12 protein-coding genes are annotated in these 14,058 nt (G+C 69.1%); 9 read left to right on the top strand and 3 right to left on the bottom strand.

The window, feature by feature from the left end; genetic code table 11:
• The first annotated feature begins 18 nt into the window (after nt 1–18).
• The 3 genes from M4V62_RS12320 (at nt 19) to M4V62_RS12310 (ending at nt 3,865) form a co-directional block, all read left to right on the top strand.
• Nucleotides 19–906 (top strand): FadR/GntR family transcriptional regulator, encoded by an 888-nt coding sequence (locus tag M4V62_RS12320; RefSeq protein ID WP_249587306.1) that lies wholly within the window; start codon nt 19–21, stop codon nt 904–906.
• Between the two features lie 420 nt (nt 907–1,326).
• Nucleotides 1,327–2,871 carry an RNA polymerase sigma factor gene (locus M4V62_RS12315; protein WP_249587305.1) on the top strand — a complete coding sequence of 515 codons (1,545 nt, stop codon included), beginning with the start codon at nt 1,327–1,329 and terminating at the stop codon, nt 2,869–2,871.
• A gap of 163 nt (nt 2,872–3,034) precedes the next feature.
• Nucleotides 3,035–3,865 carry a S1 family peptidase gene (locus tag M4V62_RS12310; RefSeq protein WP_249587304.1) on the top strand — a complete coding sequence of 277 codons (831 nt, stop codon included), beginning with the start codon at nt 3,035–3,037 and terminating at the stop codon, nt 3,863–3,865.
• 169 nt (nt 3,866–4,034) lie between these two features.
• Here M4V62_RS12310 and M4V62_RS12305 read toward each other — a convergent pair whose 3' ends face one another.
• Nucleotides 4,035–4,262, bottom strand: a complete 228-nt coding sequence (locus M4V62_RS12305) for a DUF7455 domain-containing protein (RefSeq protein ID WP_249587303.1) — start codon at nt 4,260–4,262, stop codon at nt 4,035–4,037.
• 440 nt (nt 4,263–4,702) lie between these two features.
• On the opposite strand from M4V62_RS12305, the gene M4V62_RS12300 reads away from it, so the two are divergent.
• The 6 genes from M4V62_RS12300 (at nt 4,703) to M4V62_RS12275 (ending at nt 11,654) form a co-directional block, all read left to right on the top strand.
• A complete protein-coding gene (locus M4V62_RS12300; protein ID WP_249587302.1) occupies nt 4,703–6,826 on the top strand; it encodes a DNA gyrase/topoisomerase IV subunit B in 2,124 nt (707 codons plus the stop codon).
• A 221-nt stretch (nt 6,827–7,047) separates the two neighbouring features.
• Nucleotides 7,048–7,560 carry a DUF1453 domain-containing protein gene (locus M4V62_RS12295; protein WP_249587301.1) on the top strand — a complete coding sequence of 171 codons (513 nt, stop codon included), beginning with the start codon at nt 7,048–7,050 and terminating at the stop codon, nt 7,558–7,560.
• Nucleotides 7,557–8,699 (top strand): sensor histidine kinase, encoded by a 1,143-nt coding sequence (locus M4V62_RS12290; protein WP_249587300.1) that lies wholly within the window; start codon nt 7,557–7,559, stop codon nt 8,697–8,699. The genes M4V62_RS12295 and M4V62_RS12290 overlap by 4 nt, the downstream gene beginning before the upstream one ends.
• On the top strand, nt 8,696–9,388 hold the full coding sequence (locus tag M4V62_RS12285; RefSeq protein ID WP_249587299.1) for a response regulator transcription factor: 693 nt from the start codon (nt 8,696–8,698) through the stop codon (nt 9,386–9,388). Before M4V62_RS12290 ends, M4V62_RS12285 begins: the two co-directional genes overlap by 4 nt.
• Before the next feature lie 125 nt (nt 9,389–9,513).
• Nucleotides 9,514–10,065 (top strand): DUF485 domain-containing protein, encoded by a 552-nt coding sequence (locus M4V62_RS12280; protein ID WP_249587298.1) that lies wholly within the window; start codon nt 9,514–9,516, stop codon nt 10,063–10,065.
• Nucleotides 10,062–11,654: a solute symporter family protein gene (locus M4V62_RS12275; protein ID WP_249587297.1), complete on the top strand. Its 1,593-nt coding sequence runs from the start codon at nt 10,062–10,064 to the stop codon at nt 11,652–11,654. Before M4V62_RS12280 ends, M4V62_RS12275 begins: the two co-directional genes overlap by 4 nt.
• 71 nt (nt 11,655–11,725) lie before the next feature.
• On the opposite strand, the gene M4V62_RS12270 is transcribed toward M4V62_RS12275, so the two are convergent.
• Both M4V62_RS12270 and M4V62_RS12265 read right to left on the bottom strand, forming a co-directional pair.
• Nucleotides 11,726–12,406 (bottom strand): response regulator, encoded by a 681-nt coding sequence (locus M4V62_RS12270; RefSeq protein ID WP_249587296.1) that lies wholly within the window; start codon nt 12,404–12,406, stop codon nt 11,726–11,728.
• A complete protein-coding gene (locus M4V62_RS12265) occupies nt 12,403–14,043 on the bottom strand; it encodes a sensor histidine kinase (RefSeq protein WP_249587295.1) in 1,641 nt (546 codons plus the stop codon). Before M4V62_RS12265 ends, M4V62_RS12270 begins: the two co-directional genes overlap by 4 nt.
• Nucleotides 14,044–14,058: the final 15 nt, after the last annotated feature.

The following is a 14,058-nucleotide window of genomic DNA, read 5'->3' as shown; positions in this document are numbered from 1 at the left end:
CACGCCGACAAAGGATCCGTGAGTACCCTTGCGCACACCATGATGACCGCCGCCCGCTCCGCAGACTCCGGCCTCGCCGGCCCGGGCGAACTCGACCGCTACCCCTACGCCGAGGCCCCCGGTGCCGACCGCGTCGTCGCGCCCTCGTGGGACAGCGCCGACCACGATCTCGGCCGCGTGGGCCGGCGCACCGCAGGCAGCCGCGGCCGCGGCCTGCACGGCCAACTCGTCCAGCAGCTCGGCCAGATGATCGTCTCCGGCGATCTGGGTGCCGACCGCCCGCTGGTGCCCGAGGAGATCGGCCAGCGTTTCGAGGTCTCCCGCACCGTCGTCCGGGAATCGCTGCGTGTACTTGAAGCCAAGGGCCTGGTCAGCGCCAGGCCCAATGTCGGGACGCGCGTGCGGCCCGTCAGCGACTGGAACCTCCTTGACCCGGACATCATCGAGTGGCGTGCGTTCGGGCCGCAGCGTGACGACCAGCGCCGCGAACTCAGCGAGCTGCGCTGGACGATCGAGCCCCTCGCCGCCCGGCTCGCCGCGGGCCACGGCCGTGAGGAGGTGCAGCAGCGGCTCGCCGACATGGTCGAGATCATGGGCCACTCCCTGAGCCAGGGCGACGGGATCACCTTCTCCCGTGCCGACGCGGAGTTCCACTCGCTGCTCATCCAGCTCGCGAGCAACCGCATGCTGGAGCACCTGTCCGGCATCGTCTCGGCGGCGCTCCAGGTGTCGGGCGGCCCGGTCACCGGCTGCGACCGTCCCACCGAGGCGTCCCTGGTCCACCACTCGCGGATCGTCGACGCCCTCGCGGCGGGCGACGGCCCCGGTGCCGAGGCCGCCATGCGTCAGCTGCTCACCGTCCACCCTGAGGTGGAGCGCGTCGTGCCCGCCCCCCGCGAGCACTGACGGGCCTGGTCTGCGTCCGTACGGCCCGCTCATGCGCCTCGCGGCCCGACCTCATCACTCCGTTGGCGCGGTACCGTCGCCGGGCTTCTGCGGGTTCCTCGGGGATCCGGCAGGGACCCGGCGACGCGGCCGTTGCCGTCTGGAGGGCCATTACGGCCTAGGTCTGGACTGTTCTGACCGTATCTAGCTGCTTTTGAGCGCTTACGGGGTGTGACTCGGGCCACGTAGATTGGGCGTAACGCTCGTCGGGGCAGCGCGATGACCTAAGAGGTGATAGCCGAGGAGGGAATACAGCAGTCGTTCGCGGCGCTGTGTAGCTCCCCGGCCCCGCCTGCGCCGTCGGCCCATCCCCAGTCGTCGGTCGTCGGTCCTGGTCCACAATGGACGGGGCCGGAAGCCGTTTTCCAACGTTCCGAGAGGTTGTTCGTGTCGGCCAGCACATCCCGTACGCTCCCGCCGGAGATCGCCGAATCCGTCTCTGTCATGGCGCTCATCGAGCGGGGAAAGGCTGATGGGCAGATCGCCGGCGATGACGTGCGTCGTGCCTTCGAAGCTGACCAGATTCCGGCCACTCAGTGGAAGAACGTTCTGCGCAGCCTCAACCAGATCCTCGAGGAAGAGGGTGTGACGCTGATGGTCAGTGCCGCGGAGCCGAAACGCCCCCGCAAGAGCGTCGCAGCGAAGAGCCCGGCCAAGCGCACCGCGACCAAGACCGTCGCGGTCAAGACGGCCACGGCTAAGCAGGCCACCGCGACCGCCGCCCCCGAGGCGCCGGCCGCAGATGTCGCAGCTGAGGACGCGCCCGCGAAGAAGGTCGCAGCCAAGAAGACGACGGCAAAGAAGGCCGTCGCCAAGAAGACCGTCGCCAAGAAGGCGACGGCAAAGAAGTCGTCCAAGCAGGACGACGAGATGGTGGACGACGAGGCCACCGAGGAGACTCCCGCCAAGGGCAAGCCCGGTGAGGGCGAGTCCACGGAAGAGGGCCCTCAGGCAGGCTTCGTACTGTCCGACGAGGACGAGGACGACGCCCCGGCCCAGCAGGTTGCCGCGGCCGGTGCCACCGCCGACCCCGTCAAGGACTACCTGAAGCAGATCGGCAAGGTCCCGCTCCTCAACGCGGAGCAGGAGGTCGAGCTCGCCAAGCGCATCGAGGCCGGCCTGTTCGCCGAGGACAAGCTGGCGAACGCCGACAAGCTCGCGCCGAAGCTCAAGCGTGAGCTGGAGATCATCGCCGAGGACGGGCGCCGCGCCAAGAACCACCTCCTGGAGGCCAACCTCCGTCTGGTGGTCTCGCTGGCCAAGCGCTACACCGGCCGCGGCATGCTCTTCCTGGACCTCATCCAGGAGGGCAACCTCGGTCTGATCCGCGCGGTCGAGAAGTTCGACTACACCAAGGGCTACAAGTTCTCCACGTACGCCACCTGGTGGATCCGTCAGGCGATCACCCGCGCCATGGCCGACCAGGCCCGCACCATCCGTATCCCGGTGCACATGGTCGAGGTCATCAACAAGCTCGCGCGCGTGCAGCGCCAGATGCTCCAGGACCTGGGCCGTGAGCCCACCCCGGAGGAGCTGGCCAAGGAACTCGACATGACCCCGGAGAAGGTCATCGAGGTCCAGAAGTACGGCCGTGAGCCGATCTCCCTCCACACCCCCCTGGGTGAGGACGGCGACAGCGAGTTCGGTGACCTCATCGAGGACTCCGAAGCGGTCGTTCCGGCCGACGCGGTCAGCTTCACGCTTCTTCAGGAGCAGCTGCACTCCGTGCTCGACACCCTGTCCGAGCGTGAGGCGGGCGTGGTCTCCATGCGCTTCGGTCTCACCGACGGCCAGCCGAAGACCCTCGACGAGATCGGCAAGGTCTACGGAGTGACGCGTGAGCGCATCCGCCAGATCGAGTCGAAGACGATGTCGAAGCTGCGTCACCCGTCGCGTTCGCAGGTCCTGCGCGACTACCTCGACTAGTCACCAGCGCTCCACAAGGAAGACCCGAAGCCTCACGCGAGGCTTCGGGTCTTCTGTTTGTCCGATGTGTTCGCCCTGGCGCGGACGCGCGTGGCGCGGGTGCGGGGCGCGCCGCGCTGGATCACTGTGGGTGTGCCATGGCAACCCAGAGTGAGGAGATCGCATGCCTCGTCCTTTCGCCCGAACATTTACGGCGGCATTGGCCCTTGTCGCCCCGGTGGGGGTGCTGCCGCTGGCCTCTCCGACCCCCGCGGCTGCCGACAGCGTCGTCATCGGGGGCAGTCCCGTCCGGGTGGCCGACAGTCCCTGGGTGGTGGCGCTGTCCAGTCGTGACCGGTTCGGGGGTACGCGCTCGGGACAGTTCTGCGGAGGCGTGGTGGTCGGGCGCTCGACGGTCCTCACGGCGGCGCACTGCCTCGGTGAGGAAGTCCTGGGAGTGCCGCTGCGCGAGATGAGAGATCTGAAGGTGATCGTCGGCCGGGAAGATCTGGGTACGTCCAAGGGGCGTGAGATTCCGGTGCGCGAGGCGTCGGTCAATCCGGAGTACGACAGCTACTCGAACTCCGGTGACGTCGCGGTGCTGTCGCTGGCGAGCCCGCTTCCGAAGGGCTACGCGATCCCCATGGCCGGGGAGGGCGATCAGGCGTACGAACCCGGCACGCGCGCGGCTGTCTACGGGTGGGGTGACACAACGGGAGGGGGTGATTACGCGCGTTCGTTGCGCTCCGCACAGGTGCGAGTACTCCCTGATGCGACATGCGAGGAGGCCTATCCGGGAAATTCTGACGGAACGTATGCGGCCGCATCCATGCTGTGCGCGGGGGAACTTGAGGGCGGGCGGGACGCCTGCCAGGGGGACAGCGGCGGTCCGCTTGTCGCGCGCGGGCGGCTCATCGGCCTGGTGTCATGGGGGAGCGGCTGCGGGCGGGCCGGGAGTCCGGGGGTCTATACGCGGATCTCGGGCGTCGCGCGGGACATGCCTCTGCGCGGCTGAAAGTGCGGGAGTTGTCCGCGTGGCGAGTGTGCGGCGCCGCGGGGGACCGCCGAGGAGGCACCTGGGCGCCCGTCTAACGCGAGCGGGCGGCCGCCCCTGGGGTTGGCAGGGTCGGCCGCCCGGTCACCGGCCTGGCGTGCGCCGGATGGCTCGTCGTGGGTGCGAGGCGTCAGCGTTCCTCGTCGTTGGTCTCCGGGACGGCCGTCAGCCGCTCCGTCTCGTCCTGTATCTCAGCGGCGATCTTCTTGAGTTCCGGCTCGAACTTGCGGCCGTGGTGGGCGCAGAAGAGCAGTTCACCGCCGCTCAACAGGACGACGCGCAGGTATGCCTGGGCGCCGCAGCGGTCGCAGCGATCAGCGGCCGTCAGGGGGCTCGCGGGGGTCAGAACAGTAGTCACGTCGCCTCTTCTCTAGCTCGACGAGCTGTCGTACCAGGGTCAACATCCAACCAGGCCGAAAACGTTCCCGCTCGTGGCTTTTCCTCGAAGTTTTTTCCGAGGCGGCTGTCTGCTGCCGGTTGGCGGCGAATGTGCCGTATTACGTCTCTTACGTGTCTTACGGTTTCGCGCTGTCTGTCAGGTCGGTCGTCCGCCGGCTGGGTTGCCGGTTGTTCATGAGGACGTGCCCGGAGCCTAAATGGTTCATGCCTGGAAGGGAACGTGACGTGCGCTTCACTCCATCGAGGGATCGAACAAGCGTGCGACACTGGACTAGTGTGAGTTGAGACGAGGGTGGCGTGACAACGGCTCTACCAGGCCTCGGTACCCTCTGAGCGGCAACCGAAGCCGGGTCCTTACCCCAAAGGACCCCTTTTGAAATTCAGCGAGGAGCGAACCGCGTGACCGCCGAGACGTCCGTGCCGTCCACAGCATTGCTGACCGGAGCAGACCGGGACGGTTCCAACTACACCGCGCGGCACCTGCTCGTCCTGGAGGGGCTCGAAGCCGTTCGCAAGCGTCCGGGCATGTACATCGGGTCGACGGACAGCCGTGGCCTGCTGCACTGCCTCTGGGAGATCATCGACAACTCCGTCGATGAGGCCCTGGGAGGCTACTGCGACCACATCGAAGTCATCCTCCACGACGACGCCTCGGTAGAGGTCCGGGACAACGGCCGAGGCATCCCGGTGGATGTCGAGCCCAAGACCGGCCTCTCCGGAGTCGAGGTCGTCATGACGAAGCTCCACGCGGGCGGCAAGTTCGGCGGTGGCTCGTACGCCGCTTCCGGCGGCCTGCACGGCGTGGGTGCCTCCGTGGTGAACGCCCTGTCCGCGCGCCTCGACGTAGAGGTGGACCGCGCGGGGCACACCCACGCGATCAGCTTCCGTCGTGGTGTTCCCGGAGCCTTCGCCAAGCCCGGCCCCGACGCCGACTTCGACTCGTCGGCCAAGCTGCGCAAGGCCAAGAAGATCCCCAAGACGCGTACGGGTACGCGGGTGCGGTACTGGGCGGATCGCCAGATCTTCCTCAAGGATGCCAAGCTCAATTTGGAGACGCTGCATCAGCGTGCCCGGCAGACGGCGTTTTTGGTGCCGGGTCTGACGATTGTGGTGCGTGATGAGTACGGTCTGGGGGAGGGCGGTACCAAGGGGGAGGAGTCCTTCCGTTTCGACGGCGGGATCAGTGAGTTCTGTGAGTATCTGGCGCAGGACAAGGCGGTGTGTGATGTGCTGCGGCTGTCGGGGCAGGGCAGTTTCAAGGAGACCGTGCCGGTCCTGGATGATCACGGGCAGATGACGCCCACCGAGGTGACCCGTGATCTCGTGGTGGATGTGGCGATGCGCTGGGGCACGGGCTACGACACGACGCTGCGGTCCTTTGTGAACATCATTGCCACGCCCAAGGGCGGCACGCATGTGTCGGGCTTCGAGCGCTCGCTGACGAAGACGATGAATGAGGTGCTGCGCAGTCAGAAGGTGCTGCGGGTGGCCGAGGACGACATCGTCAAGGACGACGCCCTGGAGGGGCTGACCGCGGTGGTCACGGTGCGTCTGGCGGAGCCGCAGTTCGAGGGGCAGACCAAGGAGGTGCTGGGCACCTCGGCGGCCAACCGGATTGTCGCCCAGGTGATCGCCAAGGAGCTCAAGGCGTTTTTGACGTCGACCAGGCGTGATGCGAAGGCGCAGGCGCGGGCGGTGATGGACAAGGCGGTGGCCGCGGCCCGTACGCGGATCGCGGCGCGTCAGCACAAGGATGCCCAGCGCCGTAAGACGGCCCTGGAGTCCTCCTCGTTGCCCGCGAAGCTGGCGGATTGCCGCAGTGATGATGTGGAGCGCAGCGAGCTGTTCATCGTGGAGGGTGACTCGGCGCTGGGCACGGCGAAGCTGGCGCGGAACTCGGAGTTCCAGGCGTTGTTGCCGATCCGGGGGAAGATCCTCAACGTTCAGAAGGCGTCCGTGTCGGACATGCTGAAGAACGCCGAGTGCGGGGCGATCATCCAGGTCATAGGGGCGGGGTCGGGGCGGACCTTCGACATCGACGCGGCCCGCTACGGGAAGATCATTCTTCTGGTGGACGCCGATGTGGACGGCGCGCACATCCGGATCCTGCTGCTCACCCTCTTCCAGCGTTATATGCGTCCGATGGTGGAGGCGGGCCGGGTCTTCGCGGCGGTGCCGCCGTTGCACCGGATCGAGCTGGTGCAGCCGAAGAAGGGCCAGGACAAGTACGTCTACACGTACTCGGACAATGAGCTGCGCGAGACGCTCCTTGAGTATCAGCGCAAGGGGATCCGGTTCAAGGATTCCATTCAGCGTTACAAGGGTCTGGGTGAGATGGACGCGGACCAGCTCGCGGAGACGACGATGGATCCGCGTTATCGCACGCTGCGGCGGGTCAACATCGGTGACCTGGACGCCGCCGAGCAGGTCTTCGATCTCCTGATGGGCAACGACGTGGCACCCCGCAAGGAATTCATCACCAGCTCAGCCGCGACGCTGGACCGCTCGCGCATCGACGCGTAGCCCTCGCGTGACGCCGGTGCGTTCCGCTCGTACGGACGCGCCGGCTCGCGTGACGCCGTCCGTTCCGCCGATGCGGACCGGACTCCACCCGTGGGTGGAGCCCACTGCTCCACCCACGTTCCACCCCTGCTCCGATGTTCTGACCAGGTCTTTTCCGTAGCGTCGAAGGCGTCGATCCTCCTCGGATCGGCTCCGCACTTCCTCGTCCCACGGAGGCCGTCATGTCTGGGCTCGCCAATGTTCTGGTGGTCTGCGCCGTCGTCGCGCTGGTGATCGTGCGTCAGTTCAAGGTGCAGCAGATCACCTCGGACAGGCGCTGGTGGGTCATACCAGCTGTGCTGGTCTTCCTTGCCGTGCGTGAGCCCGACGTGCTGGATCCCCACCACCAGGCGGCGGCCGTCGTCCTGCTCGGTGCGGAGCTGCTGGTCGGTCTGGCCATCGGCTTCGGCTGGGCGCGGACCACGCATGTGTGGACAGCGCCGGACGGTTCCATGTGGGGCAAGGGGACCAAGGCCACCGCCATCGTCTGGGGCGTCGGGATTGCGTTGCGGCTCGGTCTGTTCGGTATCGGTGCGCTGATGGGGGTGCGGCAGGGCAGCGCCGCTCTGATGCTGGCTCTCGCGGCCACGCTCCTGGTGCGCAGCGGCATGCTGGCGCAGCGGGCCGGCCTGCTCCGCCCGGCGTACGGTGTTGCGGACGCGGCGTACGAGCCGATGCGGAAGGACCCCGTGTGATCTCGGACCGGTGGATGAGATGGCCCTCCCGGGAAGTGCTCACCAGGGAAGGGCAGAGCCTCGCGCGGCTGTGGTTCGTCAGGGTCCTACGGGTGGTGATCGCGGGCAGCCTGCTGTGGAACGCGTTCCATCACGACAGGGGCTGGCGCCTGGCGGCCGGGATCGGCCTGGTCGTGCTCTGCGCCGGGCTTGTCTGGGCGTTCCTGCGCACCTCGTTCGACCATCGGCTGTGGCTCTCCGTCACTCTGCTGGTCCTGCTGATGGGGTGCGGTTATGCCGCGCAGGTGGGCGACTGGAGGGTGCTGGCGCTCGTCCTCTGGTGCGGAACGGCAGTCCTGTCCCTGGAGCGGTTGCCGCTGCTGGCGGCTGCGGTCTGTGTGCCCTTGGCGATGGCGGCGTTCGCCGCGTACAACAACGACAACTGGCTCGTCACGGGCCTCGTCGTCGTCGGGCTCGCGCTGGCCGGGTACACCCTGCGGCTCGACGCCGACGCGCGGGGCAACGCCCAGCGGCTGCTCGCCCAGGAGCGGGCCGCCCGCACCGCGGAGGCCGAGACGGCCGCGCTGGCGGAGCGGGCCCGCATCGCCCGGGAGATCCACGACGTGCTCGCGCACAGCCTCTCAGCGCAGCTCGTCCACCTGGAGGCGGCGCGTCTGCTGATCGAGGGGGAGGCGACACGCGATCAGATTCTCGAGCGCGTGGTGGCGGCGCGGTCCATGGCCCGCGAAGGGCTCGAGGAGACCCGGCAGGCACTCTCCGCGCTGCGCGGCGAGATGACGCCGGTCGAGGACTTCCTGCGGGAACTGGTCGCCTCGGACAGGGCATCGGTGTCCGTGACGGGGGCGCGGCGCGCTCTGCCCGCCGAGGCGTCACAGGCGGTGCGCCGCGTCGCGCAGGAGGCCCTGACGAACGTCCGCAAGCACGCGCCCGGCGCCAAGGTGCTCGTGCGCCTCGCGTACGAAGAGAGGGAAGTGACGCTGGACATACGGGATTCGGGCGGGGCGCCGGGCGAACTCGCCGCCTCCGGGGCCGGGTACGGTCTGCTCGGAATGCGGGAGCGGGCCGAGCTGCTGGGCGGCTCCCTGACGGCCGGTCCTGGTGAGGAAGGCTTCATCGTGACGCTGAAGGTGCCCACATGACGACGGAGAGCGGCGCCAAGGTGCCGGCGCGGGTGATCGTGGTCGACGACCAGACCGTAGTGCGCGAGGGCATCGTGATGCTGCTGGGACTGCTGCCCGGTATCGAGGTCGTCGGTTCCGGGGGCGACGGCGAGGAGGCCGTTCGGCTCGTCGCCGAACTCGCCCCGGATGTCGTCCTGATGGACCTGCGCATGCCCCGGGTCGACGGCGCGGAGGCCACCCGTCGCATCCGTGCCGAGTACCCGGGAACGCAGGTTGTCGTGCTGACGACCTTCGCCGACGACGACTCCCTGTTCCCCGCGCTGAGGGCAGGCGCGCGCGGCTATCTGACCAAGGACGCCGGTGGGGAGGAGATCGTGCGGGCCGTGGAGGACGTGCTCTCGGGCGACGCGGGGCTCTCGCCGCAGATCCAACGGCGCTTGCTGGAGCGGCTTTCGGAGTCCGAGCTGCCCGCGCCCGCACCGGAGCCGCCCGACGGCCTGACCACGCGTGAGACCGAGGTGCTCGTCCTGATTGCCGAGGGGATGACGAACCAGGAGATCGCCCGCGCGATGCATGTCTCCACCGCGACGGTGAAGACGCACATCAACAACCTCTTCGCCAAGACGGGGCTCAAGGACCGCGCGCAGGCGGTCCGTTACGCCTATGGACACGGACTCTCCAAGCCCCCGACCGCCCGGCCCACCTGAGTGGGTTCTTCCACGAGGTCCTTCACCTGATGGGGTGAAGAGAAGGGAGAGAAGAGTCAGGGATCTTCCCGTTCTGTCCATCCTTGGGCACGCAGCCGAACAAGGCTGCGGACAAGGAGAGTTCGGTGGAGAAGCACGACGGGCGCGATGCCGGGCAGGCGCGGACCGGTGATCCGAGGGATCCCTGGTACGACGCGCTTGCGTCCGGCTGGGGCGAGTTGGACGGCACGGGTGCGCCGGCGCCCGTGGTGCCGCCCCGAGCCGCGCCGGAGCGGAGCGCGAGCGCGGCCGACATCTATCTGGAGGTCCAGCGCAGTGCTGCCTTCCAGGAGGTGCGCGGCCGCTATCGGCGGTTCGTCGTCCCTGGGGTGGCCGTCTTCTTCACCTGGTACGTCGCGTATGTAGTAGCCGCGACGACGGCGCCCGGTCTCATGGCGCGGCCCGTCGCCGGATCCGTGAACGTCGCGATGCTCGCGGGCCTCGGGCAGTTCCTCTCGACCTTCCTGCTGACCTGGGCTTACGCCCGGCATGCCCGGCTGAGGAGGGATCGCGCGGCGCTCGATCTGCGCTGGGCCGTGTTCGAGCAGAAGCGGGAGCAGGACCAGAAACGGATCCAGGAACAGCGGGAGCACGACCAGCGGAGCGAGCAGGAACTGGCCCGGGGGAGCGAGCGATGACCGGGGACCACCAGACGCTCGCGCTCCTGCTGTTCGGGGTGTTCGTGGCCGTCACGCTCGCCATCACGACGTGGGTGAGCCGCAACCGGCACGGCTCGGCGGAGGAGTTCTACGCGGGCGGGCGGCTCTTCTCGCCCATGGAGAACGGTTTCGCCATCGCAGGCGACTACATGTCGGCCGCCTCCTTCCTCGGCATCTCCGGACTGATCGCGCTCTTCGGGTACGACGGGCTGCTCTACTCGGTGGGCTTCCTCGTCGCCTGGCTGGTCGTGCTGTTCCTGGTGGCCGAACTGGTGCGCAACTGCGGCCGGTTCACGCTCGCCGACGTCGTCGCCGCCCGGATGAAGGAGCGGCCCGTGCGCATCGCGGCGGGAACTTCCTCCGTGACCGTGTCCGTTCTCTATCTGGTGGCGCAGATGGTGGGGGCGGGCTCACTGGTCGCGCTGCTGCTGGGCGGGACGAGCGGGGCGGCGCAGGCCTGGACGGTGATCGGCGTCGGCGCGCTCATGGTCATCTATGTGTCGTTGGGAGGGATGCGGGCCACCACCTGGATCCAGATCGTCAAGGCGGTCCTGCTGATGTGCGGCGCGATCGCGCTGACCGTGCTCGTTCTGGTGCGTTTCCACGGCGACTTCGACCAGTTGCTGCGGACCGCGGCCGACCGCAGCGGACACGGCAGCCAGTTCCTCGCGCCCGGGTTGAAGTACGGCGGGGACTGGACCTCGCGCCTGGACTTCATCAGCCTCGGGCTCGCACTCGTCCTCGGCACGGCCGGGCTGCCGCACATCCTCTCCCGCTTCTACACGGTGCCGACCGCGCGCGCCGCCCGTCGCTCCGTCGTCTGGTCCATCGGTCTCATCGGCAGCTTTTACCTGATGACGATCGTGCTCGGCTTCGGCGCCGCCGCGATCGTGGGCTCCGATGCCGTACGGGGATCGAATGCCGCGGGGAACACGGCAGTTCCGCTCCTCGCGCTCGATCTGGGCGGCGGCGCGGACTCCACAGGAGGAACGGTTCTGTTTGCCATCGTCGCCGCGATCGCCTTCGCCACGATCCTGGCCGTCGTCGCCGGGATTACGCTCGCCTCCTCTGCCTCCGTGGCCCACGACCTGTATGCCTCGCTGCGCCGCAAGCACGCGAAGCCGCGCAGTGAGGTGGCGGTGGCGCGGCTCGCCGCGGCCGGGATCGGCGTGGTCGCGATCGGCCTGGGGCTGCTGGCCCGGGACCTCAACGTGGCGTTCCTGGTGGGTCTCGCCTTCGCGGTCGCCGCGTCCGCGAATCTGCCCGTGCTGCTCTACTCGCTCTTCTGGCGGAACTTCACCACGCGGGGAGCGGTCTGGTCGGTCTACGGGGGCCTGGTGCCCTCCCTGGTGCTCGTCGTGCTGTCACCCGTGGTCTCCGGAGGGCCGAGCTCCCTCTTCCCCGGGATGGACTTCCAGTACTTCCCGCTGGAGAACCCGGGGCTCGTCTCCATCCCGCTGGGCTTCCTCGCCGGATGGCTGGGCACCGTGACCTCGCCGGAGTCCGCGGACGAGGCCAAGCACGCGGAGACCGAAGTGCGGTCGCTCACCGGGGCGGGAGCCGTCTGACCGCCCTCCAGGTCTGACCGCGCTCCAGGTCTGATCGCCCTCCAGGAGAGGAACGACGGGGCGAGGCTCGGTCAGGAGGCGCTGGACGCCCACTCGTAGCGGTGCTCCGGGCGGCCCGTGTCGCCGTACTTCAGGCTGAGTCGGACCCGCCCGGAGCGCTCCAGGAGCTTCAGATACCGCTGGGCGGTCTGGCGGCTCAGCCGGGTGCGGTCCGCCAACTCCTGGGCGGAAAGAGGCCCCTCAGCGCCCATCAGCGCCCTGCGGACCAGCTCGGCCGTGGTGGGGGAGTGCCCTTTGGGCAGCTCGGGCGCCGGAGTCGCCGAGAGGGCGCCGAAGATCCGGTCGACCTCGGCCTGCTCGGCCTCGCCCCCGCCGTCCAGGGTGCGGCGCAAGGTCGCGTACGCGTCGAGCTTGGCGCGAAGGCCCGCGTACGAGAACGGCTTGACCAGGTACTGCAGGGCGCCGTGGCGCATCGCGGCCTGGACGGTGGCGACGTCGCGCGCGGCGGTCACCATGATCACGTCGGTCTGGTGGCCGCGCTCACGCAACGTACGGACCACCGCGAGACCCGTCTCGTCCGGCAGATAGTGGTCGAGGAGCACCAGGTCGACGGGGAGTTCCTCGACGAGCCGCAGGGCCTCGGCGGCGCTGTGGGCCTTCGCGGCCACCCGGAAGCCGGGGACCTTCGCCACGTAGGCGGCGTTCACGTCCGCGACCCGGACGTCGTCGTCCACGACGAGCACCTCGATCATCGTGTCTCCTCCGTGGGGGCCAGTTCGGCCTGTGCGAGCGCTTCGGGCAGGACGACGGTGAACTCGGCGCCCCCGTCGGGCGACGCGTCGGCCCGCGCGCTGCCTCCCTGCCGCTCGGCGAGCCTGCGGACCAGGGCGAGCCCGATGCCGCGCTTGCCGTGCGCCGGGGGCTCCTTGGTGGACCAGCCCTCCGTGAAGATCGTCTCGCGTTGCTCGGGCGGTACGCCAGGGCCCGTGTCGCTCACCTGGAGGACGACGGCGCGCCCTTCGGTGCGCACATCGACCTCCACGCGCGCGTGGAGCGTTCCCGCCGCCGCGTCGAGCGCGTTGTCGACCAGGTTGCCGACGATGGTGACGAGGCCGCCGGGGTCGATCAGGCGGTCGGGCAGTGCGGTGTCGCGCGGCACGGCGAGGACGACGCCACGCTCCGCGGCGACCGTGGCCTTGCCCACCAGGAGCGCGGCGAGCAGCGGATCGCCGATCTTCTCCGTGATCTGCTCGGCGGTCACTCGGTGTGCTCCCGCCACCTCGCCGACGAACTCCGCGGCTTCCTCGTACATCTCCAGCTCCAGGAGGCCGAGCAGCGTGTGCATGCGGTTGGCGTGTTCGTGGTCCTGGGCGCGCAGGGCGTCGATGAGGCCCCGGGTGGAGTCCAGCTCGCGGCCCAGCTGTTCCAGTTCGGTGCGGTCGCGCAGGGTGGCGACGGCGCCCCCGTCGTCCGTGGGCATGCGGTTGGCGACCAGGACGCGCTGGCCGCGGACGGTCAGCAGGTCGGTGCCCGTGACCCGTCCGGCGAGCACGTCGGTCGTACGGCCCGGGCCGAGCGCGGTGTCGAGCGGTTGCCCGATCACCTCGGTCCCGAGGCTGAGGAGGCGCTGGGCCTCGTCGTTGAGGAGGCGGATGCGGCCCGCGCGATCCAGTGCGACGACACCCTCACGGATGCTGTGCAGCATGGCCTCGCGTTCCGCAAGGAGCGCCGAGATATCGGAGAAGGCCAGGTCACGCGTCTGCCGCTGCACCCTGCGCGAGATCAGATAGGCGGCGAGGGCGCCGACGGCGAGCGCCCCGCCCGCGTACGCGAAGAGCCCGGGGATCGCGTGGATCAGCCGAGCGCGGACGCTGTCGTACTCGATGCCCACGGAGACGGCGCCCACGATGTCCCCGTCGATGTCCCGCAGCGGCACCTTGCCGCGGGCCGAGCGGCCCAGAGTGCCGTCGTCGATCTCCATGACCTCGTCCCCGGCGAGCGCGTCGCTGGGGTCGGTCGAGACGACCCGGCCGATCTCGTCGTGGTCGGTGTGCGACCAGCGAACGCCGTCCTTGTTCATGATCACGACGTACTCGGCGCCGCTGGCACGCCGGATCCGTTCCGCTTCCGCCTGCACGGGCCCGTCGACCGTTGCCTTCGAGGAGCGCAGGTCGTCGGCGATGTGCGGCTGGGCGGCCGTGGTCTGCGCGATGGCGAGCGCGCGGCGCATCGCCTGGTCGTCCAGCTGATCGCTGAGCGGCGCGAGGAAGAGCCCCGTGGCGAGCACGGCGACTCCGGCGGCGATCGCCAGCTGCATGAGCAGCACCTGCGAGAAGACGCGCCGCGGCAGGCCGAGGCGGAGTCTTCGGGCAGGGGAGGTCGGGCTCATGTGTACGAACGGTAC

The organism is Streptomyces durmitorensis (assembly GCF_023498005.1).
In the GTDB taxonomy this organism is placed as follows: domain Bacteria; phylum Actinomycetota; class Actinomycetes; order Streptomycetales; family Streptomycetaceae; genus Streptomyces; species Streptomyces durmitorensis.
This window is presented reverse-complemented; position numbering and strand designations above follow the sequence as displayed.

Coding starts and splice junctions, on each gene's coding strand:
- M4V62_RS12310 (WP_249587304.1), top strand. CDS start 3,035: ATGCCTCGTCCTTTCGCCCGAACATTTACGGCGGCATTGGCCCTTGTC.
- M4V62_RS12295 (WP_249587301.1), top strand. CDS start 7,048: ATGTCTGGGCTCGCCAATGTTCTGGTGGTCTGCGCCGTCGTCGCGCTG.
- M4V62_RS12285 (WP_249587299.1), top strand. CDS start 8,696: ATGACGACGGAGAGCGGCGCCAAGGTGCCGGCGCGGGTGATCGTGGTC.
- M4V62_RS12275 (WP_249587297.1), top strand. CDS start 10,062: ATGACCGGGGACCACCAGACGCTCGCGCTCCTGCTGTTCGGGGTGTTC.
- M4V62_RS12270 (WP_249587296.1), bottom strand. CDS start 12,406: ATGATCGAGGTGCTCGTCGTGGACGACGACGTCCGGGTCGCGGACGTG.
- M4V62_RS12265 (WP_249587295.1), bottom strand. CDS start 14,043: ATGAGCCCGACCTCCCCTGCCCGAAGACTCCGCCTCGGCCTGCCGCGG.